This window comes from Bariatricus sp. HCP28S3_D3 (assembly GCF_052065755.1).
In the GTDB taxonomy this organism is placed as follows: Bacteria; Bacillota; Clostridia; order Lachnospirales; family Lachnospiraceae; genus Allocoprococcus.
On record NZ_JBQHTK010000026.1, the window covers coordinates 14,042 to 39,712 of the forward strand.

The 25,671-nt window shown below is 42.6% G+C and carries 23 protein-coding genes; 5 read left to right on the plus strand and 18 right to left on the minus strand.

Annotated elements, in window-relative coordinates:
* Positions 1 to 14: 14 nt before the first annotated feature.
* The 5 genes from ACTNB3_RS13650 to ACTNB3_RS13670 all read right to left on the minus strand — a co-directional run bounded on the left by ACTNB3_RS13650 (position 15) and on the right by ACTNB3_RS13670 (position 5,827).
* The gene (locus ACTNB3_RS13650; RefSeq protein ID WP_427738646.1) at positions 15 to 2,126 is read right to left on the minus strand and encodes a vWA domain-containing protein; all 2,112 of its coding nucleotides are present in this window, start codon (positions 2,124 to 2,126) and stop codon (positions 15 to 17) included.
* Positions 2,127 to 2,146: 20 nt separating this feature from the next.
* Positions 2,147 to 2,410, minus strand: a complete 264-nt coding sequence (locus tag ACTNB3_RS13655; protein WP_441026296.1) for a helix-turn-helix domain-containing protein — start codon at positions 2,408 to 2,410, stop codon at positions 2,147 to 2,149.
* A 13-nt stretch (positions 2,411 to 2,423) separates the two neighbouring features.
* Entirely contained in the window at positions 2,424 to 4,238 is a 1,815-nt protein-coding gene (locus tag ACTNB3_RS13660; RefSeq protein ID WP_427738648.1) for an AAA family ATPase, read from the minus strand.
* Between the two features lie 18 nt (positions 4,239 to 4,256).
* Positions 4,257 to 5,033: a hypothetical protein gene (locus ACTNB3_RS13665; RefSeq protein WP_427738649.1), complete on the minus strand. Its 777-nt coding sequence runs from the start codon at positions 5,031 to 5,033 to the stop codon at positions 4,257 to 4,259.
* An 86-nt stretch (positions 5,034 to 5,119) separates the two neighbouring features.
* On the minus strand, positions 5,120 to 5,827 hold the full coding sequence (locus ACTNB3_RS13670) for a single-stranded DNA-binding protein (protein ID WP_427738650.1): 708 nt from the start codon (positions 5,825 to 5,827) through the stop codon (positions 5,120 to 5,122).
* A 298-nt stretch (positions 5,828 to 6,125) separates the two neighbouring features.
* Here ACTNB3_RS13670 and ACTNB3_RS13675 point away from each other — a divergent pair, with 298 nt between their 5' ends.
* The 3 genes from ACTNB3_RS13675 to ACTNB3_RS13685 are packed head-to-tail and all read left to right on the plus strand — an operon-like array spanning position 6,126 to position 7,757.
* Complete coding sequence (locus ACTNB3_RS13675) at positions 6,126 to 6,947, plus strand: hypothetical protein (RefSeq protein ID WP_320813108.1); 822 nt, start codon at positions 6,126 to 6,128, stop codon at positions 6,945 to 6,947.
* Positions 6,948 to 6,978: 31 nt separating this feature from the next.
* Positions 6,979 to 7,317, plus strand: coding sequence for an MmcQ/YjbR family DNA-binding protein (locus ACTNB3_RS13680; RefSeq protein ID WP_320813109.1), 339 nt, complete (start codon positions 6,979 to 6,981; stop codon positions 7,315 to 7,317).
* The gene (locus ACTNB3_RS13685) at positions 7,314 to 7,757 is read left to right on the plus strand and encodes a YaiI/YqxD family protein (RefSeq protein ID WP_320813110.1); all 444 of its coding nucleotides are present in this window, start codon (positions 7,314 to 7,316) and stop codon (positions 7,755 to 7,757) included. Before ACTNB3_RS13680 ends, ACTNB3_RS13685 begins: the two co-directional genes overlap by 4 nt.
* 165 nt (positions 7,758 to 7,922) lie before the next feature.
* On the opposite strand, the gene ACTNB3_RS13690 is transcribed toward ACTNB3_RS13685, so the two are convergent.
* From ACTNB3_RS13690 to ACTNB3_RS13750, 13 genes are all read right to left on the minus strand, one after another.
* Positions 7,923 to 8,357, minus strand: coding sequence for a hypothetical protein (locus tag ACTNB3_RS13690; protein ID WP_320813111.1), 435 nt, complete (start codon positions 8,355 to 8,357; stop codon positions 7,923 to 7,925).
* A 10-nt stretch (positions 8,358 to 8,367) separates the two neighbouring features.
* Positions 8,368 to 9,054: a cell division protein gene (locus ACTNB3_RS13695; protein ID WP_427738651.1), complete on the minus strand. Its 687-nt coding sequence runs from the start codon at positions 9,052 to 9,054 to the stop codon at positions 8,368 to 8,370.
* Positions 9,055 to 9,072: 18 nt separating this feature from the next.
* Entirely contained in the window at positions 9,073 to 9,654 is a 582-nt protein-coding gene (locus ACTNB3_RS13700) for a sigma-70 family RNA polymerase sigma factor (protein ID WP_441026298.1), read from the minus strand.
* A 14-nt stretch (positions 9,655 to 9,668) separates the two neighbouring features.
* A complete protein-coding gene (locus ACTNB3_RS13705; RefSeq protein WP_441026300.1) occupies positions 9,669 to 10,082 on the minus strand; it encodes a zinc-finger-containing protein in 414 nt (137 codons plus the stop codon).
* 493 nt (positions 10,083 to 10,575) lie between these two features.
* The gene (locus ACTNB3_RS13710; RefSeq protein ID WP_154322148.1) at positions 10,576 to 10,938 is read right to left on the minus strand and encodes a hypothetical protein; all 363 of its coding nucleotides are present in this window, start codon (positions 10,936 to 10,938) and stop codon (positions 10,576 to 10,578) included.
* Positions 10,939 to 10,993: 55 nt separating this feature from the next.
* A complete protein-coding gene (locus ACTNB3_RS13715; protein ID WP_441026303.1) occupies positions 10,994 to 14,626 on the minus strand; it encodes a VaFE repeat-containing surface-anchored protein in 3,633 nt (1,210 codons plus the stop codon).
* A gap of 57 nt (positions 14,627 to 14,683) precedes the next feature.
* Positions 14,684 to 17,962 (minus strand): TraG/VirB4 family ATPase, encoded by a 3,279-nt coding sequence (locus ACTNB3_RS13720; RefSeq protein ID WP_441026305.1) that lies wholly within the window; start codon positions 17,960 to 17,962, stop codon positions 14,684 to 14,686.
* Positions 17,959 to 18,513, minus strand: a complete 555-nt coding sequence (locus ACTNB3_RS13725) for a DUF5038 domain-containing protein (RefSeq protein WP_441026307.1) — start codon at positions 18,511 to 18,513, stop codon at positions 17,959 to 17,961. The genes ACTNB3_RS13720 and ACTNB3_RS13725 overlap by 4 nt, the downstream gene beginning before the upstream one ends.
* Before the next feature lie 55 nt (positions 18,514 to 18,568).
* Positions 18,569 to 20,353 carry a lysozyme family protein gene (locus tag ACTNB3_RS13730; RefSeq protein ID WP_441026309.1) on the minus strand — a complete coding sequence of 595 codons (1,785 nt, stop codon included), beginning with the start codon at positions 20,351 to 20,353 and terminating at the stop codon, positions 18,569 to 18,571.
* A complete protein-coding gene (locus ACTNB3_RS13735; RefSeq protein ID WP_441026311.1) occupies positions 20,354 to 21,274 on the minus strand; it encodes a hypothetical protein in 921 nt (306 codons plus the stop codon). It lies immediately after the preceding gene.
* Between the two features lie 56 nt (positions 21,275 to 21,330).
* Positions 21,331 to 21,882: a hypothetical protein gene (locus tag ACTNB3_RS13740; protein ID WP_441026313.1), complete on the minus strand. Its 552-nt coding sequence runs from the start codon at positions 21,880 to 21,882 to the stop codon at positions 21,331 to 21,333.
* Positions 21,883 to 21,944: 62 nt separating this feature from the next.
* Positions 21,945 to 22,655 (minus strand): hypothetical protein, encoded by a 711-nt coding sequence (locus ACTNB3_RS13745; RefSeq protein WP_154322154.1) that lies wholly within the window; start codon positions 22,653 to 22,655, stop codon positions 21,945 to 21,947.
* A gap of 21 nt (positions 22,656 to 22,676) precedes the next feature.
* Positions 22,677 to 23,057 carry a fimbrial protein gene (locus tag ACTNB3_RS13750; RefSeq protein WP_441026315.1) on the minus strand — a complete coding sequence of 127 codons (381 nt, stop codon included), beginning with the start codon at positions 23,055 to 23,057 and terminating at the stop codon, positions 22,677 to 22,679.
* A 421-nt stretch (positions 23,058 to 23,478) separates the two neighbouring features.
* Here ACTNB3_RS13750 and ACTNB3_RS13755 point away from each other — a divergent pair, with 421 nt between their 5' ends.
* Complete coding sequence (locus ACTNB3_RS13755) at positions 23,479 to 24,279, plus strand: Hachiman antiphage defense system protein HamA (RefSeq protein WP_441026317.1); 801 nt, start codon at positions 23,479 to 23,481, stop codon at positions 24,277 to 24,279.
* Positions 24,273 to 25,625, plus strand: coding sequence for a DEAD/DEAH box helicase (locus ACTNB3_RS13760; RefSeq protein ID WP_441026319.1), 1,353 nt, complete (start codon positions 24,273 to 24,275; stop codon positions 25,623 to 25,625). The genes ACTNB3_RS13755 and ACTNB3_RS13760 overlap by 7 nt, the downstream gene beginning before the upstream one ends.
* The last annotated feature ends 46 nt before the right edge of the window (positions 25,626 to 25,671 follow it).

Genomic DNA, 25,671 nt, shown 5'->3' on the forward strand with positions numbered 1-25,671 from the left:
CTTTTCCCTTCTTTCTACTTCAGGTATTGTTTCACTAACAGCGTCATGTTTTTTGGTAAGTCTTCCAGTTTTGTAATATCCAGAAAGCCATCCTGATAGATTCGCTTAATATTTTCCTTATCATCTCCGATTGCTGCAGCAAAGAGTTTGATCCCTTTTTTGGAATACTCCTTTTTAATGCCACGCAGGTCGGCTTCTGCTTCAGTGCCGTAATAGCCGGTATCTGCAGGCTGTCCGTCAGAAATGATAATCAGAAGTTTCTGCTTTTCCGGACGTTTTGCCAGATGCTCCGCCACAAAACGGAGAGCAGCACCATCACGATTTCCACCTCTTGCAGACATATCCATGAGCCGGTAGCGGTCTGATGTGTCGATAGAATCAAATTCTGCATAGGAATAAAGTTCTACGCCTCTGCCACCAGTTGAATGGCCATATATAGTAATGGGCACTTGAAGGCTCTGGCAGAAATCATAAAGCACAATGGCCGTCTTTTTCGCATGTGTAATCCGGTCTCCCCAGCTCATTGATCCACTCTCGTCTACCAAAAGTCCTACTGCAAGTTTCTGCTCTTCAGAAGGAAGCCTGGTCCTGGTGAAAAAGGTTCCATCTTCGTGGTGCATTGCACGTGTATCCAGACGTTTTCCAAATTGCAGGTTCTTTAATTTTCCACCCTCACTTTCTTCTTTTAAAAGCGGTGCGATAGACTTCTGCAGGCGTTTGGACGCCCGGATAAGCATTGGTGCTACGGCCTGATATGACTGTTTTAAAGAATCCGGTACATATGCCATTCGGTTGATTGTAACATGAACTCCGGTATGAGCATTTCCGTAATGGATATCGTTTGCTGCCTTCTGCAGTTCTTCGGTCATTTCCTGTTGGTACTGTGTTTCTGCTTTCTCTGTAGCGATGCCATTCAGGATCCGGAACAAGTCGTTGGCAGACTTTTCATAACCGGTGCCAAGGTACTGGTGATTATAAGTAATTCCTGGATTATTTTCGTCAAGGATGGTATTCGTTTTCGCAAGTGCAATCCGGTTTCCTTCTTCGGCTACAACATCCTGGGCAGCCTGCGTTCTTTCCTGACGCATGGCAGGAGGAGTACACGGTAAGGGATTTGCTTTCTGTTCCTTTTTCCCTTCTTCAGCCTGCTTTGGCATAGTACCGCCTTTGCCAGAAGGCAATGGGGTGGCACCATGAATCTGGTTACCCAAAAGTTCCTCTAACATCTGACTTGCATCCGATGCAGAATGTTGCTCCATTCGTTCTTTTGTCTCTTCGATCAGAGGCTTGATGTATTCCCATAGAATAGCCACAATGTGATTAGAAGCGTGAAAACGGTCCTTTGTTTCATCTGAATAAATGGCAACATCTACATATGGCATGCAATCTTCCAGATAATCCAAATAAGGACCTTTATAACCGGACAGGTTATTGATGGTTCCCGCCCTGCAGTATTGAAGCAGAAGATTTGCCATGATTGCAAAATCAGAATACTTCTTTTCAATCTGACTCTGGATTGATGGCATTTGTTCACACATCCGCAGGTTATTCAGTTCAATCCCCCGGCGGAAAGTGCCCGGATGAGAAGTGCACATTCGTGCCTCTATATAGATGTCTTCCAAAATATTATTGATATGAGAGGCGCAGGATGCCAGAGTCAGGCAGGTCGCTTTATCTTTGCTATCCATAGCCTCCAGTATTTCTTCACAATTTGTCTGATAGGAAAATTCCGTAAAGGAAGGATTGGATGGGTAGAAGGCACCTTTTTCTATGTTGCCAAGATACAGCCCTAGGGCTGTAAAATCTGAGAACAGCAGGTGCGCAGTCTCATGCCCGTTGAATCCGACAAGGCTTTCGGAACGGAGATACCGGGAAGGAAAACTCTGGGTGATTTCATTTGCAGCATTGATATGGATTTTATAGTTATCCGTATGTGCAATGCCTGCGTCTGCCCGGGCATTCCATTCCATCAGAGTCTGAAGACCTTGACGGTAGCGGCTGGTAGCCGCTTTCGCCATAGAGGTCAGGTATTTCTGGTAAGCAGATGAGGTGAACAGTTCCTTGTCACTGATGGCAAGTTCCTGATCCCGAATCATCTGTTTTAATTTTTTCTGGTTGCTATTCAATTTTAATTCGTCCTTTCTTTTTAAAATAATTTTTCAGTCAAAAGCTCTTCCATGGTGTATCCAAAATAGACTGCCAGATGGTAGACCACAAATACGGGTGGAAAGCCTCTTCCTAATTCATACTTACGGTAAGATTTTGTTGGAATATGCAGAATCCTTGCCAGGGTTTCCTGGGAAAGATTCCAGCGTGGTAGTTTCCGCAGATAATGGATATTTGCGGAGAAAATATCCAGCATATCTTCTTCTGTAATTTTTAAATTGTTATAAGGTTTTCTCTGTGTCAATGTACCAACCCTCCTATGCTGCGAGAATAGAATCCAGACAGCCGGTTTCCACTTCCGAACGGCTTTCTGCGTCAGCAGATACCGAAGAAAGGATCGTGTAATGTGCAGCTTCCCGGACGTCACCACAGACCATATAGGACTGCACCCAGGAAATCAGTTCACGTACACCGCAGCATCCGTCTGTGATCAGATTCTCACTGCAGTATTCGGAAACAGCCTTGACGATCTGTGCCATAGTGCGGACCATTTTCTTATCTTTGCATCCGGTGATCCCGAGAACGCGCTGTACCAGTGTTTCTTCATCCGGCTCCTCCAGATCGATCACCAGATTCATTCTGGAAATGACAGACTGGTTCATCTGTTTACAGCCTGCATAATCATTGTTGGTTGTAACAACGATGGTCGTATCCGGATGCCTCTTGATCACTTCTCCGTTTGGCAGAAATACACTGTTACATCTGTCAAGAAGGGAATTGAGTCCTACTAAAACACCGGGGTTTGCGATGACCGTCGGCTCCTGAAGTTCCACCAGATAACCGTGTCGGATTGCCTCAACAAGAGGGGTATCTACGTATTTAAACTTCTGGTGGGAAGACTGGTTCTTATAATGCGCATGCATTTCATCAAAGATTGTGTCGATGAGCTGTTTGTATACCACATCCTCCGTCACCTCTTCGTCATAAATACCGGTCAGCTTCTGATAAGCAGTTGCTGGGTCTAACATGATATCCTGGAAAGATGGATATTCACTCTGAAGGCTGGATAATTTTCCATCCACGTCCGGAAGAATCTGACCGAGCAGATCAAATATCTCCGTATTGGCAGAGCAGGTAATGCAACGGTAGGGCAGATGTAAGCCAGCAGCAATCGCCTTGGCACCTTCTGTTTTTCCGGTTCCTGCAGGACCCCGCAGAAGAAAATTCCGCATAGGTGAAACAGTATTTGTTGTCAATTTTGCATGTTCACAGATCCGCTTGATCTCTGGCGGTATGATATACCATGGTTCCAGCGTTGGAACAGTAAGTTCTTCCTGGGGAGTGAGTATCCGTGATTCAGATAAGACGTATTTACTGATAAAGTCTTCTTTGGCAATGGATTCCGTGTTCCTTTTTGTGGTGAAACCGGGAATCAGCACTTGAAAAGTACCAAAGAGCGTATTTGTAGGAGCGTAAGTACCCTGCTGTACTGCGAATGGTTTGAGCTTAGGAATAGCACCATTGGCAGGAGTATCATTGGGAATCCCGCCGGTAGAAAGAGAAGTTCCGTATCGTAATCTGCGATAGATATTGTCACAAAGGACGGCTGCAGTTTTCACGGCTTCTTCCATATCCGTATAACCATTGTCACGGTGCTTTTTCAACTCCTGATAATATTCGTTAAACTCGTCATCCTGCATAATGGTAGGGAGAAGTGCAAACAAAAGTGCAGCTCCGCTGTTCTTATCTTCCTTCAAAAGATATTGGTCGGCTGTTGTTTCGGAATCTATTGGTTTGGGATAAATACCGGCAATGAATTTTCCGTTTGTCCGGTTATAGATCACCACATGCAAATCTCCGGTTTTGCTGGGATATTCCGCTATTGTATAATTATTCCCCTGGCTGCCAATTGCCCCGAGTTCTTCAGAAGCGGTTCCACCGGGCGGATTTTCCAGTTCCATGTATGCAAGAATCGCCCGGAGCGTGGACGCATGAAGTGTCGAACGTTTCTGAGGCTGTGTGCAGTATTTGGAATAGACATCCTTCCTGATGGGATCATCCGTATAATCTTCAAAAGGTTCCGGAAGTTTTCGCTTGAAAGACCAGTTACTGATCAGGTTTCCATTTGGCATAGTATTTCTCCTCCTTTTTTACATCCAGGATAATTCCAGGGTGCCTTCGTTTTCTTTTGCATTCAGCTCATCACGGATAAAAATATCTGTGAGAGCTGCCCAGTAGTTTTGGGGCGGAAAATGCTCGAAAGTACCTTTGATTTCCTTGGAATCTCCATTTTTGATAAATATTTCTCCATTTTCGCTGATAAATAATTTTTGATGTCCTCTTGCCTGCAGATCTCCAATCAGATTGGAGAGTAATGGCTTGCCAATTAGGGTATACCAAGACTGGGGATCCACCTGACCGATGGAATCAGTGCCTGCAGGTTCCGACTTTGGCTTTAATGATTCTATCGTCATCATAGAAAGTACCAGTTCTCCATAACAGTCCAGCCGGACTTCAGCAAAATTATATTCTTTCGTATGGAAGGTACGAATACGCAGGGCATTTCCATTCAGAAGACTGTCTACAGTTGGTTCTTTAGTAAATTCCCATGTGGCATTCGGATAAGAGGACTTCAGTTTCCCTGTAATCTGGTAACTGATCTGTCTCCAGAGCAGAGTTTCCATATCGGTGATACCGTCTGGATTCCCAGAGGAATATGCTGACTTTCGTTTGAGTGCCGGAGATGGGATGCGGGGAAGACGCGGGACAATCAGGAAGAGGAGACTTCCTAAAATACCTGCAAGTGCAATGCCCGCAATCACTGAGCGGTTTATATTATCCGGTACAAACAGTAATGACAGAAACAAAACGAGAACAACAGATTTTAATATTTTTAAACCTTTACTTTTTTTCCTTCGTACTTTCATTGTATGATTCCTTTCCTGTAAACAAAAAAAGAGGAACCGCCATGCCCGATGGGTAAGCAATTCCTCAACCTGTTATTTCTTTTGAGTTATCCGTTAAACGGAAGCTGGTCAGCCATGCCTTCCGGGATTCCCTGAAAACCGTCCCCGGTAAAGCCACTTTGCTGTCCATATGCCATGTTCTGTTGTGGATAATAGCTCTGCTGGTACATGTTGTTTCCAATCGGTCCAGAAGGTGGAACAGCATAAGAGTTGCCCTGTGTTCTGGCACCTGCGGTGTTTGGTATACCTGCATTTTGATTTCCAGCACCATTCATGTAGCCGCCTCCCTGAGCAGCGCGATTTTGATAACTGCCACTTCCTGGGGTAGCCGCACCTCCGTTGTTGTTATTAGGCATGCTATTGCCATTTTGATGATTTCCAGAATTTCCGTTATTCTCATTTTCCGGCTTGTTGGAAAGGCAAAACTGCCAGTCCTTGACATTAATTTTGGCTCCAACTCCTGGCTGCCCAGCCTTCTGTCCCTGCTGATAGAGAAATGGATGGATTTCCAGATCTCCATAGACATAAATACAGGTTCCGGATTTTACACCGGCTTTGATCAGACGCTCTGCCAGGAACTTGTTAAAATAGCATTGATAGAACATGGACTCGTATCCATTCTGACCATTTTGTGTGTTCTGGCTCCTCTGAGAGGAAGCAAGATCCAGACTGATGTACTCTGATCCGTTGTTCTTTCCTTGCTGCATGGCAGGATCCTTTGTTACCCTTCCCATAACATGAATAATTGCTGACATAAAAATTCTCCTTTCTGCCTCTTAGGGCTTTAAAATAATAAAAATGAATAAAAGAATAGGAAACCTGTATACCAGATTTCCCATAAATAAAAAAAGAGCCATTAAGTGACCGCATAATACGGCTATCCTAATGACTCTAATTTCCAACATAAACTTACGTGTGTTCTGGAAGAATGGTCCAGACTCCCTTTAGGGGATAACACAAAAACTCAAGTACAGTATTATAGTAACACAAGATATAGTAAGTGTCAATGAACGAAATGCTATATATTGGTTTCGGAGGAGAATCTACTACATATTGAACTATGAAAAAACAAAAGTATATAGTACAATAGAATTTACAAATAATAAATCAGAAAAGAGTAAATATATGACATATGATAAAATGCAATTATTTATAAAACCATTACCTGCATCAGTAATAATTAAAAATTATATAGAGGGACATCCGATTGATTGTGAAGAATATTTAACAGAATTCGTTAATTTTTCTAAATTGAAAAAGGATAAAGGAAATGAAACCTTCATCTTAAGAAAACATTGTGAACAAAGTCAGAAACAAAGTGATATTTATAATTCTTTTTATGAGTTAGATTTTAAGATATTAGTAGATACCCGATATATGGAAGCAAAAAGCACATTGAGTAATTCAGTTACAGAACTTTGCCCAGGGGTTACACAAATTGGTCCTTCTAAATTTTCTGGTAGTAAAACTGCTTTTGATATAATAAAGTGTTTTCGAGGAAAAACAGAAGAGGATTTAAGAAATATCGAACAGGGATTATTAAAGCTTCCTGAAGGAAAGGTTATAAGACAGACAATGCAAAAGATATCTGTTAACAAAAATATTATGTTTTTCCTTCCGTATGATTATTCATTTAAGAATCAAGAAACAGATTTTGAAGGTGCTAAATTAATTGCTGATTGTATTTCTAAAGATTTGAAAAGTTTATTAGCATATAGAAAAATGAAAGTAACAAAAGATACTTATATAGCATTTATATCAGAAAGATATTTTGTTATAACGGAGGAAAAAGAAAGTAGCCTCATTTTTTATGATATGATAAAAACAAGCGATAGTAGTTTATATAGTTTTTTGTATTCTGTTGGTAAACTGTAATTAGCTGTATTATAGATAAAGGGAAATGACCATGCAAAGCAAACAAGAAGTAATTACATATTGTCATTCTTTTGAGCAGGTATACGAGGATTATCCATTCCACGATTCTAACTGGTGTGTGATGCGCCATAAAGGGTCTAAGAAGACATTTGCTCTAATCTATAACAAAGATGGACATGTATGGATTAATGTGAAATGTGATCCGCAGTGGAGGGACTTCTGGCGAAGTACTTTTACATCGGTTGTTCCTGCATACCATATGAATAAGACACACTGGAATTCTATCATTCTGGATGGAACTGTCCCGGAGGAAGATATCAAACGGATGATTGGTGAAAGCTATGATTTAACAAAGGGGAAGAAAGCATGAGGATTTTGGTAGATGCAGATGCCTGTCCGGTGGTATCTATTGTAGAGCATATTGCGAAAAAATATCAGATATCAGTAATCTTACTGTGTGACACGAATCATATTCTGCAGTCTGATTACAGCGAAGTTTTGACAGTTGGAGCAGGAGCTGATGCGGTAGACTTCAAGTTGGTCAGCGTCTGCCAGAAGGATGACATTGTGGTAACACAGGATTATGGTGTTGCTGCGATGATTCTTGGAAAAGGAGCATACGGGATACATCAGAGTGGCAGATGGTATACGAATGAAAATATTGACCAGATGCTTATGGAGAGGCACTTAGCAAAAAAGGCACGAAATGCGAAAAAAAGAAACCATATAAAAGGTCCAGCGAAACGTACCGCTGAAGATGATGTACGGTTTGCAGAATCGCTGGAAAGGCTGATTCATAAATATCGTTAAGTGTAGGTCAGGATGAAAGAATACATTATGAAAGAATACATTATGAAAGAATACATTATGAAATATGAGTGTTACCATGTTAACTGGTAATATAAAAGATGCCGTAGACAAGGAAGAACCTTGCTACGGCAATCCTTTTGTGTTGATAAGTATATGAGAGCTGGATCAATCTTTTGAGGGAGAACCCGAGGATAGCTCCTCGAATCCGAGCAAATTATCACTGATCCCCATACTTTCTTCCTCGTTATAAGGAGATTTGCGAAAATACATTCGGTAATAGTGCCCTTGAAGCAGTTTTACACTTTTATCTGTCGTGAACTGATATTCCCGGTCATCGGTTCCGATAAGATGAATTTGCTGTGTTTTCTTAAAGGCTGAAACTTCCCGTTTGCTGCAATATCCTTCCACTGTCAGGTAGGAACCGGAATGGATGAGATGGTACAGGCTGATACACCGAATCAGGCAACATACACCGATTACGAGGCTCATAATGAGAAGGATTTTATCTTTTGTCTGCATCCCGATGATGCATCCGAACAGTACACAAAAAAAGCCGATTGCCGCCTGGGCAACCAGCTTGGATAGTAATGGTTTTGGCATAGTGCTCCTTTCAGAATCGTTGGAATGAAATTTGTTTATTAAGATACAGATTGCCGACAGCCTGCAGGACCGGATACTGGATATGCAGAATCTGTGCCTGGTCAGCCAGTGTCTGGTAGGTATATTCTGTCCCATCATAGAGTTGTGTGAGGACATCTTCTTCCCGCGTTGGAGCTTTCTTTTGCTCCACACAGGTCACCAGTTCTGCAGTGGTTAGCGGAATGGCTTTTGTAAGCTTTATGACGGTTTCCTCAATAGGCGTGTTTTTTTCTTTCCGCAGATATTTTCCAAAATCTCCGGGCTTGATTTTACCATCTACATAGAGCTGGATACAGGTAAATAGCCGGGTGGAGAAAGTTTCGTGAACCGGAAGGATGTGAAGTTTTCCTAAAAGCTGATAGAGTGCATCTACGCCGGTCACTCCTTCTCCTTTTGCAATCAGACCGCGCAAAAGCAGTCGGTTCAGATAGTGGGAAAATGCCAGTCCGTCCGGTCTGCCGCTGTTTTTAAGCCGCACATTGTAAGCAGATTCCAGTTCGTGTATCTGCAGAATCTGGAAGGCAAGGCAGCTCCAGAGAATAAGTTCGTGATCGCATAGTCCGAATTCCTGATGATTATTCAGAACCATAGGAGTGGATTTCCCATCTGTATTTTTGACAAATTTTAATGTGCCGATGGCGGTATAAAGTGTCAGCATAGAACTGCCTCCTTCTTGTTATGATGCTAATAGCTCATATAATAGCTCATTTTCTTTCAGCCATTTTCTCGCCTTGCTCTGCCATGCCCTTACCCTGTTGGAAGGAACCTGATATAGTATTGCAAGATCCCGATCGGTGTAACCGTCTTGCTGCAGACGGAGAGTGGCAATTCCTTTTTGTATCATATTGCTGCTTGCCGCTTCCAGTTCCTTCAGGTATGCAGTGGACAGGTTTTGAATCGCTTCCTGCTCCGTGGAAAGGGAAGTATGATTGTGGTGAAACTCATTTTCATAAGAGTGACCGTCCTCGGATTCCAGCAATGCATCTAAGGAACAGAATCGTTTATTATATTGGTAAACGGTACGCCAGTATCCGTAGATCGCATTACGGACAGCAGCTCTGGCATATGGTCGGAAGGGACGGTGTCCATCGTATTTAGAAGCTGCATTGCACAGTGCCAGGTAACTGGTTTGCGTCAGCTCTTCATATTCCTCCAGAGAAAGATTCAAATAATTACGTGTCAGGACATTTACCATTTGCGGCACCAGATCCATGTTTTCTTCAATGAGCTGGCTGTAGGGGATAGGATTATTTTTCATGTCATCCACCCTCCTTACCCTGCAAGGCACAGCGGTACATGGTTGTAGCGAAGGACTTTCTCTGATTCTTCTATAAGTCGTTCGCACATGTACTCACTGAAATTGCCGATATGTGCCTGTGTGGTGTCGAGGCAGAATTTGTCTGACATCCACCGGTAGGCATCTTTTTTGGACAGAATTCCCTGTTTCCAGATCTGGTCAAAGATTCGGTGTGCACGGATCCGTTTCTCACGAAGAGATTTATTTGCCAGAGTGCCTTTAGGGCGAGTGGTGCCGGGATGGACGCTGACGTAGGAATTGCAGACCGGATAGCGGCTGCATACATAAAGTTTGCCTTCCCATGCATTTTTTCCATGGACATAAGATGTATCTCTTAAAATGGCCGGGCTGCCACAGTAAGGGCAGCGTATGATTTGTTTCTTCATCATGATTCACCTCGCATTACGTTTTTTATACGTACATTTATCCTTTATTAGTAAGTTTATTACGTTTTCTATACGTATATTGTAAGTAAAAGTGTGATGAATTCCCATATATCAGGGACGGAAACAGGTACCCAAATGTTCCCTTTTTACCACTTTCTGCCATTTTTTATGAATGTTCTGGATAGAAAATGGTTTTGATTAATGGAAAAAGGCCACTGTCTGTAAAACGTTGGTAATTAACTGCCGTGAAGATAAACTTATTACAAAAGTATCGGAGCAGGAACAGTGCAATTAGTATCAAGCAGATCCGGTAGATGGTGAGCGCCTGCCTTTTCTTTTTGTGTAAAGAAGTAAATCTGCAGTACAGGATATAAACCATAGGGATAAAAATCAGGGTAGTAAAGCCCTTGTCAATCGTTTGGATGATCAGAGTAAGCATGTTGCACACCTCCTTGTCTTTATTCATTCTGTACGCAGAAACAAGTAAAAACGCAACTTACCAGTCATAGTTTTTCTCTTCCTGCATTTTTAGGAGTTCCATACAGGGACAGTCGGACTTGGTTGCAGTTCTGATATTTAGGTAAGAGCGATATAAGGATAAAAAGGCAGATACAGATATGTTGCTTATACATTCTTCCGGTTCCGGATAACAGGAAAATAAAATCCGGGCATCGGAAAGAGGGAGGATCAGCGGTTCTGCTGTGGCATCCGGATGAAATAGGAATCCGGATTCTCTGCATATACCGGAAGTTTTACAGGAAGGGCAGGTCACATGGATGCAGTGATGCCAGTTCCCATCACAGGCATCTAAGAATCTACGAACATGTTTGATATCTGTCTGGATATAGGTTGTTTCCATATTCATCACCAAAAAGCAGGCAGTCTCTATGGACCGCCTGCACTGAAATTAAAGATTATTTTTGTTTCTTTTTCCGGAAATAGATTACTGTAGCAATACCTGCAAGCAGAAGGGCACCTGCAGCAATACCTGCGTAAAGAAGAATAGGGGTATTATCGCCGGTCTTGACTGGTGTGGAGATATCCGGAGTATCTTTTGGTACATCGGTAATTTTCACTGTCTGGCCGTCATCATTCAAATCTTCGTGATTGGTCAGTTCCAATTCTTTTTTGTTGTCTTTATCACCGGTAGATACATAGAGCTTTTCAAAAACAACTACATCGTGTCCGGAAAGGGCAGTGGCATCAAAGGTAAAGGTTACTTCTACAGCGCCTTCAGAGTTTTCCGGTTTGAAAGTTGCTTCAGATGTTACAGGTTTTCCATCAATCAGTACTTCCTTACCGGTTTCCTTGTCCATCAAAGTACCCACAATCCGGTAGGTAAGACCAGTTACCAGATCCTTGTAAGAAACGGTATCAATAATAGAGGTTTCTTTTTCTGCAAGGACTTCCTTGTCGCCGTCTTTTCCATCTTTAGCGGTAGTCTTAATCTCCGGGAAATAGATAGTCTGTGGAGCATCATCAATCTGGGTATGGAAAGCAACTTCTTTGTCCTGATAAGATACAGACTCAAAGGCTACTATCGTTTTGCCTGCGAGAGCAGTGGCATCCAGTATGAAAGAGAGCTCTACAGTGCCTTCCGCATCTTCTGGTGTGAAGGTCAGTTCGGACGTAACTTCTTTTCCATCGATTTGCAAAGGTTCGCCAGATTCCTTATCCATTAAAGTTCCGGTTAACTTATACTCTTTATTTGGAATGAGATGGTAGGAAACGGTATCCATAATGATCAGTTCTTTCTTTGGAACTGCCATCTGGGTATTGGTATCCGGGCAGTTTGCCTGAGTTGCAATTTCCGGGAAAAAGATCTGTTGACCTTCATCTTCGAGATCTGCATGAACAGCAATTTCTTTTTTATCCTGTGTTACAGATTCAAAAACAACGGTTGTCTTACCGGCCAGTGAACTGCCGTCAAATTCGAAGACTACATCTACGGTACCTGAGCTGGTTTCCGGCGTGAATGTTGTTTTTGCAGATACCTGTTTGTCATTAATTAGCACAGGTTCTCCAGTTTTCGCATCCATGAGTGTACCCGTTGCAATATACTTAAGGTTTGGAACCAGCCCTTTATACTGGATCGTGTCAATGAGTTTCACTTTCTCATCAGCATTTGCCATATGCTCACCGGTTTCAGAGTCTATGGCCTGCGTGCCGATCTCAGGAAAAGAAATTTGCTGGTCTTGATCAGAAAGGTCCGCATGGACAGCCAGCTGTTTATCTTCCTGATACAGTTCCTCGAATATAACAGTTGTTTTTCCGGAAAGTGAGGAAGCATCAAAGGTAAAAGAAACTTCTACGGTTCCGGGGGATTTTTTCGCTGTGAATGTCTTTTCAGAAGTTACAGGTTTGTCCTCAATCTGAATTGCTTCACCGGTCTCGACGTCCATTAGTGTTCCAACCAGCTTATAGGACTGACCTTTCTTTAGTCCGGAATATTCGACAGTATCTACAAGAGTGACTTCTTTTTCCGGTTTGCTCATATGGGTACCTGTTTCTTTATCCAGAGCTGTTGTGCCGATTTCAATCAGGTCATCGGTCAGGGTTCCAAGGTCAATGGTAACGGAATCTTTATATACAGTCACTTCGAATTTTAAAAGATTCATGCCTTTATTGGATTCACATCTCTGCTCCTCAATGACATATTGATCATAGATAAGGGCACCTTTGGAATCGTCTGGCGTGGAAGATCCGAACCAGACTCCATCTTCCGATGTTTCTCCACGGTTGGTGTTCTGGGTGTGTTTGTTCCATTTGGAAGCTGTACTGGCATATCCATTTTTGTCCGTCACGATGGTATGGCTTTCTCCGGTTGTAACAGAGGTGATGGTAAACGGAACATCAGCAAGACGGCTCAGTTCTCCATCGGATACCTTTACCAGTTCCAGATCGCCACGGATTACCTGGTTTAAAATAGAGGAATCTTCGGCAGTCAGCTCTACGATTTCTCCGTCTTTAGTAATGTCAAATTCAATGGAAATCGTTCCCGCGTTCAGATATCCTTTCGGAGATTTTGTTTCATCTACACGGTAATGTCCGAATGGAAGTGCATCTTTTGCAGTAGATGCAAGCCCGTTTTCATCCGTCACAAGATTCATGACAACCTGATCTTTCGTATAGGTCTTGTCCGCTACAATAACGGGATGCTCATTTAAAGTGGTAATGGTAAATTCTGCACCTTCCAAAGTAGCACTGCCCTGTGGTTCTGCTTTCTTTGTCTCCTGGTCACGTTTCTGGATCTTAACACCGCCACGGTAGATCTGTTCATCGACAGATGAAGCATTGTAGCACTGTACTGTTTCCTTGGCACCATCGGCTGTGATCTTCTGTACGAATACAGTTTCATTGGAAAAGTATCCGACAGGAGCTTTTGTTTCCTGAACAGTAACTGTTCCGAGCGGGAGACAAATGGTTTTTCCATCCGTCTGTGTATAGAACGCATCTCCAGAGACCAGATAATCTTTGGAAAAATGAGATTTTCCTTCTGCATCAGTCTTAAATATCCAGGTACGTGCTGGGTTAGCCCCATTTGCGGCAGGATCCTGATCGGACTGTTCGGTATAGAATTTAACAGTAAACTGTGCATCCGCAAGAGATGCAGATCCTTGTGGCTGTGCTTCCTGTGATTCCTTGTCTAGTTTCTGAAGGAGCAGATCCATTGGATTGCTCTGTGGGATTTCCGTCACATTTACAGGCATGATTGCTTCGGATTTGACAGTGACGTTATGGGCTTTGGTGTCCAGGATGAATCCTTTGGAAGCTTTGGTTTCTTTTATCGTGTAATTACCTTCCTCCAGTTCTCCGGATTTTGCATAGCCGTTTTTATCTGTTGTCAATGTCTGTACCAGTTCCTCTCCTTTGTAAATGCCGTATTCGGCGCCCTGTAAGCTATAGTTACTGTTCCCATCGGAAACAGAGGCGTTGGCTGAAGATTTGCGGATTTCCAGATAACCGTAGGGAACCTGATACCAGCTTCCAACAACAGTCTGGCTTCCGCTTCCTGGAATGATAAAGGCTCGGAAGTTTTCCGGGGGAGCAGGAAGGCTTTTGATTGCTTGTGCAACTTCTTTTGCTTTGTCAATGAAACTCTGGGGTGCACCATGGAAGGCTCCGGTATCTGAAGAATACCCTGCATAAATATAGGCGACGACAAGATGTCCGATTACATAGGAATTGTCATCAGACCAGCCGCTGAAATATTTGTCTTTTACAGTTTTTTCATAGCCATAACCGCCATTTAGGTAATACAGTGCTTTCCGAAGCGGGGAATCCTTTGCCAGAAGGTCATAGGAATAACTGCCGGAAGCAGGGGTTTTCTTGAGTGGTTCCACACAGTAAGCGGTATTGTTCCCATCAAATGTCATGCGTGAAGTAAAATAATCTCCATACGGAATGTTCGCTCCTGCGTGAAAACTGACGGTACCGTCTGCCGCATGAACAGTCATGTCGCCGGAAAATACGGTCCCGACAGTAACCAGTACTGCAAGCAAAAATGCGAGCAGCCGGTGGATGGATTGATTTGTTCTTTCTAACATAAGTCTCCTCCTTACTTTGAAGATATGAAAAAGGCAGCGATTTCGCTGCCCCGGGTGTTAACCGGCTTTTGCTTCTTTGTGTTTCTGGCGTTCAATGATTTCCAGAAGTTCCTGCCGGTCGGTGGTAATCAGTTCCTTTTCCAGCGTGGATGCTTTGAATTCCACCGTAATGTTATTGTTGTTTGTTGAGATCAGGCCATTCCCCCTTTGAAAATGTGTGATATTCATGACTTCGGTTTCAGACAGGTGCAGGATATTTTTTACCCGCTGTGCCTCTTCATCCTCCATGTTCAGGATGATCTTGGTCTTACAGTTGTTGATGATACCTTTTCCATATTTACCATCATCCAGTGCAAAGAAATCATTTAAATCTTGTGTGGCAAAAATGCCAGCTCCTGAGTAGGCACGGATGATTTTGGCAATCTCCAGAACAAATTCTGCAGCCAGGCGGTTACTGGAAGCACCGATGAGCTGCCATACTTCATCTACGAAGATCGCTTTTTCCTCTGTCCGGTTTTCTTTCGCTTTATCCCAGACGTAATCCAGGGCAACGAACATACCGACTGTCAGAAGGTCAGAGGAACCTGTCAGTTCCGAAATGTCGAGTACTGTATATTTGTTCGTCAGGTCTACGTTAGTTTTCTGGTTGAAAGAAGAAGCAGAGCCATGGACCAGACGGTTCAGGATATGTGCCAGACGTTTGGTATCCGGACTTTCCATCAGAATATTATAGACATCCTCAAGGATCGGCATTTCCTTATACTGGTCTGGATGATCCGTGTCAAGGAGGGATTCGTTTTTATGCGTAATTCCTTTCCTGGCGTAGGTTTTAATAAGTGCCTCATCCAGAAGCTGTTTCTCCTCATGATTCATGTCAGGAATCAGGAGCGAGAAGAAGATATGAAGCCTCTGGATTTTGGAAGCCAGAGCGGAAGCATCCAGTGTTGGCCCGTCCAGCAGTTCATTGACAGAATTATCAACTTTTCGGATTTCCATGACATTAATGCAATTTTGGCTGGCAGGAGAGATCTGGATGAATTCTCCACCCACGTTTTTACAGGCCCGGTAAAATTCATGTCCCTTCAAAGGAGCAATGATGAAGACCTGGATTCCCTTCCGCCGCATCCGAAGTGCCATGGTCTGCATGGTGAATGTCTTACCGGCACCAGAACATCCAAGGATACAGATGTTGGAGTTTTTATACTGTTTGGAATCAAAAATGTCCGCTATGACCAGTGAATTGTTATGCTTATTTACTCCGAATAAGATGCCATTGTCGTCACAGATGGAGTAACTGGTGAACGGGTAGCAGCTTGCAGCTCCCGTAGTCAGGACATTTCGTTTTGACAGTTCATAGAGTTTTTTATCCAGGTTTGCAAGCGGCAGGGAGGATAGGAAACCCTGTTCCTGTAAGAAGTAGCAGGAGTGCAGATCCATATCCTGGGAAATCAATAGTTTCTTCATCTCCTGAATACGCCACTGCAGTTCCTCAAGATCAGAAGCAGTAATCGTGATCAGGAGATTGATATAGTAAAAGTCTTCGTTATTTGCCAGACCAGCCTTCAGAAAGTATCCGGAGCGGATCGCAGAATCCAGATCATCAAAGTCTGCGTTTGTATCGGATGCATCCTTGATCTTTGACCGGTTGATACGGATCTGTTGTCCAAGCCGCTGCTGGATCTTATCCTTTGGCTGTTTATGCAGATAAAAATCAATGTCTATGCCTTCCCCGGCGTTGATCAGCAAGGACAGCCAACCGGGTGCGACTTTCTGTTTATAGCCGTCGCTTGGAACCAACAGGTACGCATGGTAAATTCCGTTAATACGCACATAATTGGAGTGCCGGAAATCCACGGACTCCGGTGCAATGAACTCGTTGATGCGGATATGATCTAGTTCCTCCTGGCGACCTTCCTTCATATAGCGTGCAAGGACATCTGCAATCCGATCCTGAAGAGGCTTTTCTGTACAAAGGGTGCGGTTTAATAACGTGTATAGGACATCGGTTGTAAATTCATCTTCATTATCATGGGTAACCACCTGATTCCCGCATTGATATAAGAACGTTTTAGCTGTCTGGGCAGCTGTCTCCAGTGCAGCAAGGATTTCTTTTTCTTCTACTTTCCGGTTTACATTGAATGGTTCATACTCAAAAATCAGAAAGAACCGTCTTGAAACGGCCTCTCTGGAACTTAATTTCTTTACGAACTGGATGTAATCCTTCTGTAGTTCCCGACAGTGCGGATTGGTCTCACGGGACAGTTCCAGTGCTGCCTGTTCCAGATGTTTATTGATATCTGCCTTTTTGGAGATCATCTTAATCTGCAATTTGACCGGGCTGATTTTTAAGTAGGAGATAAAGCTGTAAATGATGCCTTGCTGTTCCCTTGCACTTCGCAAAAGGAAGTTGATAGGTTCAATCTCCAGAATCTTTACATATCGGTGGTCAGTGGTATAGATGATCCCGTTGGCAATTTTATCAATCGGAAGATAATCTTCCAGTGTCATGTCCTTTCGCTTTTTCTTTTTCGAGGAAACGGAAGGTGAAGGATCAGGTTGTTTCTTATTGGAGCGTGCCTCTTTTTTCGCAGCTTTCTCCAAACGTTTTGCCTCCTTTTGTGCAAGCTTATCCTGATGCAGTTTTTCTTTATGCCGTTGTTTTTCGGTTTTTAAACGCTGTTTCTTTTCACGTTTCGCAACCTTGAGAGCTTTCGCCTGTTCCTTTTTCCTTTGTTTCTTTTCAAATTTCAGAATCCGAATATCTTCCCTGGCCTGCTTCTTGATGCCACGTTTTGTAGATATATCGTAGAGCCGACGCTCTTTTTTTTTAGAGGCTGGTGTGGAAGCAACTTTTGAATCGGGGAGAATCTCTTCCTCTGAAGAAGATGGCATATTACAGGGAACCTCCTCATCATGTGTGGCTGTCTCCATTGGTTGAGGTGATAGCTTCTCTTTTTTCTCCCGGTTCTTTTTCGTCTTTGGTTCTTTTTGACGAGGATTTTTACGTTGTTTTCCCTTTGGCTCCGGTTTGGTATCCAGCCGGTATAGGATTCTGCGGTTAAACAAAAAACGGACAGCATTCATCAGAAAAGCCGTCAGACTTTCCCCTCCGATGCCGATCAGGGCGACCATGGCTGCTGGAAGAGATGTCATACATAAAATGATGATCCGTATGGTCAGGGACAGGGGAAGATGTACAACAGGTATTGCAATCCCGATGGCAAGAATGGCTCCTTCGATAGCATTTCGGATCTTGAACATTCCTCCCATGAATGTACCCCGCTCAATAAAATTACGGGGGATTAAGGAAATTTGTTGTTCTTCAGGATTGTTCATGGCTGCACCTCCTTTGTATTAGTATCCTTTTCTGGTTTTGTTTCCTCGATAGCGTTTGGGGTATCAGCAAATCCGCCTTCCTGCATGGATTCTATTTCTTCAGTAGTAACAGCTGGAAGTTTTTGATCCGTCTTACGTTCATAGGTAATTATGTTTTCACTGACTTGCAGTTTTTCTTTCCCAAATAAAAAAGCACCGGTACTGGTGCTGCAGGTAACTGGAAGGGTAGTATTATCAGAGAAAGCAAAAGTAAGCATGATGTCGTTTCCTTCCGGATAGGTGGTCTGTTCTGGAAGAAAGGTCACAGAGGTAATGTCTGTTTTCCCAGCTTCTTTGAGATACAGAGAAAATTGTTGCTTTAGTTCATTGATCTGTGTGTCTGCAAAAAATGCCTGTAATTCTTCAAAGGCAACGTATTTCAATGTGGGAAGTGAGGCAGTATCCTCTCCTTCTGTTTGGATTTCTTTTGCGGGCTGTTTTGGGTCAGCCGTATGGTTTTTCTGTTTTTCTGCTTTCCATAAGGCAGGCAGTACAATGCCTGCTACGATCATGCTGATCATCAGCAGAATGGAAAGAATCAATTTTTTTCTGCTCATAAGATCTCCTTTATTTCTTGTCAAAGATCCAATATGCACTTGCTGTTGCATGAATTTCTGACATCATATCAAATTCCCGGTTGAAATAGTTTTTGGATGCACTGTCATTCGGATCGTTAACCAGTACCTTTCCGGAAGCCGTTACACCACGAAGGACAATGAAATGTCCGCCTCTGGTAAATAAGCCTGCACTTTGGGAACTGATGACAGGATGGCCTTCTGACAATGCTTTTAGGACTCTATTGGGATCGTTGGTCTGGGTGACCGATCCGCATCCAAAATGACTGGCTGCCGCTGCAAAGTAGGACCAGTAAGTGCCGACACCCGGTTTGTAGTAAGAATTTCCGCACCAGGAAACTGCATCTACCGGAGTGATGGTTTTGCCCGTCAGATAACTTGCGACCATGGCGAAGCTGGTCGGGCCACATCCGCTGGTTGCAATGGAACCTCCGCCATATGGAATATTTCCGTAATCTGTCTGCAGGTAATGAGGTATCTGCATCCCATTTGCCGGATAGGTGCCGCCTGTAGAAGTAATGATGTAGTACCGGAGTACATGGTCTACGTACTCTTTATCGCCATATCTGGAATAAGGCCAGTTGGGGCGGGCGCACATCATATCAGAATAAGCGATGGCGTTTGCTTTGGTATAACCACCGTCCCGTTCCATGGCCCAGTCAATATAACCGGAACCGTAATTGTATCCCTGCAAAGCGAGCTTAATTCGGTCAAGATCTGTTGGTCCGGTGCATCCGGCTTTATCCAGGGCATATTTGAGTTCCTGAATTCCGCATTCGATACTGTATTCCGGATCTGTAATACCGTTAGGCACATGGGGATATTTCTTATTAAATCCACCTTCTGCCGCCTGCATGACATCAAGGCCGCGTCCTCCGGATTCCTGCATCATCACAGCAAGAATCAGTTCCACATAGGGAGTCATTCCGTATTTTGCAGCAATCCGTTCTACTGTTGCCCGGTAGCGAAGCACCTCATCGGATACATTGGCGGTTGCAACTCCGGAAGCAGAGGAACCAAAAAAGAGGGTCAGATTTTCTGCATAAGCGTCTGCCATTTTTTTCTGTTTGTTGCTCAGATGAAAGACATGGTCTGCAAAATAAGAATCACCGGCATAGTTGATTACAAAGTTATGCCGGGTAAAGGTAACCGTCTGAGTCTGAGAACCCGTTCCTTCACCGGCATCCCCTTCTGCGCCGGCATCTACCGTAACTTCCATGGTAACTGTCTCTGTTGATACGTCATAAGTAAAAAGTCCATCTTTATTCGCCCGGATGACCCGCTTCAGTTCCGTAAGGTTGATATCCCGATAGTTGTCTTTACTTGCACAGAACTGGGCAATGAGCTGATTGGCATTTACAGAGATATAGTAAGCATAGGGATCCGTAATAGATACGGCATCACTTTCCGGTACACGAGAAGCCGCGGCATTCACATCAGCAAGTACCTCGTCGTGACATTCCTGTAAGACTTCTACAATGGCTTCATTGGCAGCACGTATATTTTCATTGATCCTGCTGTTACTGGTAAGTGCTCCGGTATTTTCGAAGAGATTTCCGAAGACAAGTCCCGGAAGCATGACTATGAATAATGCTGGAATTAAAAGTAGAGAAACAATTCCAGCCACCGCCTTTTTTAAGGTTTCCCGATTCTGGATTGCAGCACCAATAACGGCTCCAAAGGGACCGGCTGTGGCACCTTTTACAGCACCTGAAATAGAAGCCATAGCTCTGCCTACCTGAACTGCTTCATTCAGACTGGTCTGGTGATCTGCCAATTAAATGCGATCCTTTCTTGGAGGAGTCGGGGGCAGTTTCTGGTCGATGGATTCATGGTAGGCAACTTTTCCACCGCCTGCATCATAAGGGGTTTTAGTTACGGCATCCTGTGCATACTGCTTGTACCATGTGGCACCGTCTACAGACTGCACAGTTTCATATGTACCCTGTGAGGGAGCCATATATTGGTCTGCATGATAGAGAGCAAACTCTTTGGAACCGGATTCGGTAGATTCCGTTCCGGTGATCCGTCCGCCTCCGATTTCCATATTGGAATAATTGGGCAAAGGGTGTTCGGAATCTGCTTTCATGCCCATATAAGAAATATAAGCCTTTTCTGCATCTGCTCCTTTGATGGAACCGACCTGACTATAGTTACCTTGTGCAATGCGGCTGATTACATTGTTGGCAAAATCTCCACCTTTATTTAAGGAAGAATGATACATGACACTGCCGATGCTGGAATGTTCGGTGTAGCCAGTTGCCGTATTGACTGCGCTACGTTCCACCTGCCTTCCGACAGCTCCGGCCAGTCCACCTGATAGGAAGCTTCCGCCGACAGCTGCGGAACCTGGAGAAGCGAATGCCCGGTATCCGCCGCCACCGCCACGTAAATGCATGGAACTTGCCAGGCTTCTTCCGGCGATTAAAAGCTCTGCCATCATGTTTCCGCCAGTGTTTCCTACATTGATGCCAAGGCTTGCCATGAAGGAATCAATCTTTTGGCTGACTTTTAAAAATGCGATGGCGCAGAGAAACCAGATGAATATATTACCGGTAACGGTCTCCTTCCCCTGGTTTGCCACTGCCTGTTCCACTTCTGCTTCCGTAAGTTCTGCCGCAAAGACCGGGAAGGAACAGAATAAGACCATGCAGGCAGTAAGTGTCAGCAATAATATAATTTTTTTCTTATGTTTCATGTGTTCCTCCTGAAAAAGTAAGGTTATCATTGGGACGATAAATGGGGATTCGTTGCTTAATGGATTGCATTACAGGATATTGCTGCTTTTTCAGACCATAAACTGTAGACGCTGCCATTATCTTTAACTGCACGAACTGCCACGGTTGCAGATTCCCAGTTCGTTCCTACCTTCTGTTTTAAGCAGCCTGTTACAAACTCGTCTGAAGCTTGATTTACAGTCAGCCAATTATTCTCTGTAGTGTATATGTGTTCCGTTCCATCTGCTTTTGTAATCTTAATCTCGTATGATGTTGCACCATCTACAGCATCCCACTGGATATTTACTCTGCTTTTTGAATAGAACACATTGCTGTGTATATATGTAGCTCTGGTGATTGTCGGGGTATTCAGAAGCTTAATATCTAAGTCTTTCACAGCATCTTCTACTGCGTTAGATATACCTGTTTGACAGTTGTCAGGAAGCTTCACAGTAATCTTTGGAACACCGGTATATCCGTATTCTGATAACGGTTTATATTGTGGTGTTGCTGCATGTGCCGTAAGGGTTGAACCAAGCAGCATGGTTGTTGCTAATGACATTACGATTATTTTTTTGGCTTTTTTCATATTTGAATTTCCTTTCTTTGTTTTGTATCGGTGTTGAATTTCAAGTTATTGTGTATCTCACATTAGAGAGATAATGGGTTGGCAAGGAAGGTACCGACCATTGAAGTAAAGAGCCGTAGACACCAAGCGTTCATCAGCAGCAGGAAAAATTGGCCACCAAGCATCCGACACCAACTCTTGAAAATATTACCGGTTGCCTGAGAAGAGCCCATTGCGAAAGCGACTGGGGCTGTATAAACAAGAACGCCGAGAAGAATGTAACGTTCTGCCGCTTCAAACAGTAGTTTGATGTAATTCCATGCCAGAATCAGTACCAGGATTAGTGCAGTAATCGCAACAGCTCCATTGGCACAGACACCGAGGATAACAGTGATAACGGAGTTAAAGTCTGCGAATTTTAGCGGAGGCAGATCTTCCGTCAGAATCCAGCTATATGGTGTTCCTGCAATATCAAGTAAAAGATCTACGATATCTTTTGCATAGAAAGTAAGGAACAGGAAAATGAAAGAGCGCATGGATAATTTCAGTGGATCTTCTGCCTCAATTCCGGCACCAGCAAAGTAATTCTTAAATAACTGCCAGACCCAGTTCAGTAGGATCAGACCTATGGCCAGGGACAGAAATACCTGATACATGCTCTCGGCTGCGGGGAAATATCTTAAAAAAGTATCCATGGAGCAGCCCAGAGCACCTAAGACTGAAGTGGTAATAAGATCCAGAATGTTCATGACCTGCTCTGCAATCCATTCCACGATTCCATCTAAGATTCCCATTTAGGCACCTCCTTTCCTGGCTTAGCCATTCCATTTACCTCCGGTAAAGAACGGTGTGATGTAAGCCATGATGAAGCCAAGACCGTTTAAGATTGCCCAGGTGATGACGATACGTTTGAGCCATGCACGGGATTCGTCCACGGTTTTTCCCGATTTGGAAAAGTTCATCATTAAAAGAGCCACAGATGCTGTTACAACAGCAGCTATGGTAGAAATCAGGATGATCTGGTTGTAGACATCTTTCATGATTTCATTTGCTTTGTCCCACATGTTAGCTGCCAAGACCGGCTGAATATTGCATGCCAGAAGAGTGAGCAGCAGGGATGCTGTGTAAATAATCCGCATGTAGTCAGGACGACGCTTTTCATTCGGCGGGTTTTCTTTGACTGTATGTTTTCTCACGTAAGTTAAACCTCCTTCATATGAAAAGGGCAGTATGGAATATCCACCCTGCCCCGATGCTTATAGTTTCTTAGCGCCTCATGCCAGTTTATCCGGCAGCAAAAAAGCAGCCCGGTCAATACAGGCTGCTTGATGCAAATACAGTATATAATTGTAAATCCAATTCACCTCCTGCAAGAAAAAACGCAGCCAGTACCAAAAGGGAGAGGCAATGACTCCGGTACCGCTGCGCAATTCCTGCATATAATTTTGACAATACCAATTTTAGCATGTGTATATTTACATGTAAATCGCAGAACCGTGCCAGTTTAGGACTATTTATGTGCCATTTTAATGAATGCCAAATTGAATAGATAGAAGAATCTGTATAAAAGTGGTAAAATAATATTAGTGGAAGTAGTACTTGAGAGGAAAGTGAATTATGAGGTATATGACTTGGTATGAGCAAGAGGAATGTCTTCATACAGCAGATGGAAGAGAAATTACAGTCTTAAGGTTAGATACAGAGGACAATGACGAGATTTTAGATGAATGGGCAGAACATTTTAGAAATAATTACCGAACCTTAGAAGATTTAGATTTTGATATAGAAGGTACAGGAAAAACGAGAGAAGAATTTTTGATTAATGATGTTTTCCCAGATACTAAAGTGCAACCGGGACCTGCAACAAGAGTGGGAGATTTTTGTGAATTATTAGTAGCTGACTATATAGAGTTTATACGTGATTATTATGTTCCGCGAACCAGATATTGTAGGAAGATTAATAGGAATATGTCTTCTCCAGGCAGCGACGTATTGGGATTTAAATTAAATGATCAATCACCTCGTAAAGACGAAATTTTTGTTATAGAGGTTAAGGGAACGGCCGACCCAAAATCGAATACGAAAGGATATCAAAGACTGCAGGAAGCGATTAATGGTTCTAAAAAGGATATTGTCCGATATGCAGAATCCTTAAATGCAATAAAAAGAAGATTAAGGGATTCTGGAAAGACAGATAAAGTAAAAGTGGTAGAAAGATTTCAAAATTTTGCTGATAAACCATATGTGATTAGATATGGGGCGTGTGCAGTATTGACAAATAGTATTTTTATTGCTGATGATATGGTTAATGCTACGACGGAAAACCATAAAGTTAAGAATCTTGAATTAATAATAATACACAATGAAGGCTTGAAAGAACTTATTGATGAATTATATAGGAGAGCGGCGAAATGTTAATTGAGGAGAAATCAAAATACTATTTAAAGAAAATACGTGCAAAAGCCAAAATGTATGAATATCATATTCCGGATTCATTACATAGTGATACAGAGAAGCAGGTTAATCAGTTGATTATTTCCGCGATTGCTATAATTGGTGATTTCTCTAATGATATTATAGACAGTATTGAGGGAAAAGAATTTGATTACAAAGAATATCAGGAAAATTTGCGTTTCGCAGCTAAGTTTTTTGATGGATATGTAGATTCAAAGTTATATTCAGGAGATGAAGATTATTACCTCTTATTGGGGGCGGTAGTTTATTATTTATGCGATTATAATGGGAGTTCCCACGTACTGGTATCGCGGATAGCAAATGAAATAGATTTGGGGATTAATGGAATAGATCGTGTGTTAGTACAAATTTTGGCGGGAAATAGCATTGAGAGTTATGAAGGAAAATATCCAATTTTAAATGATATTATAAATAATTACAATCAATTTAATGCGACAGGTATTTTTGCAAATTATAAATATTTGAAAGATTTTAGGAAAACGGTTTACGAAATAGGTAGTGATAGGGAACTGTTGTTTGCAGATGCACTTGTTGCAATTGTATATTTAAAAATTAAAAATTCCTCATATGAATTAATGCCTAAATATACAGGGGTTGCTCCAGAGGTTTGGCACGAAGTGCTTAGAAAGGGAACACTTGTTACAGAACTTTGGCAGTCACAAAGAGAATTAGGAAAGAACGAGGTATTTCAAGGAAAATCAGCAACGATTCAAATGCCGACAAGTTCAGGAAAAACAAAGTCAATTGCATTGATTATTCTTTCTGCCTTTTTGAGTAAACGTACAAATTATGCAATAGTAGTAGCTCCGTTTCGTGCTTTGTGTAGAGAAATTACTGAAGAATTAGAAAATGCATTTTCTTTTGATGAAAATATAAAGGTAAATGAACTGTCAGATGTTTTGCAAATGGATATTTTGGATATTTTATTTGGAAACAATTCGAACTCTGAAGAACAGAGTGTATACGTTGTAACTCCTGAAAAACTCCTGTTTGTTTTAAGACAGAACATTGCAATTTTATCTAATGTGGGACTGATGATATTTGATGAGGGACATCTATTTGATGATCTGAATCGCGGAATTGCATATGAATTACTTATTTCCACAATTAAATTGTATATGCCAAATGATACACAAAAAGTATTGATTTCTGCGGTTATTCCTAATGCTCAAGAAATTAATGGTTGGTTGACGGATGGAAATGGTGTGGTTGTTAAGAATAATGTTACTCAAACTTCCCACACCGATAAGGTGTTCTGTACCTTGAAAATTCAATATTTCAGCCAATAAAAAGGGCATAAATAACGCTCTTTTGATATAATGGAATTGTCCAGAA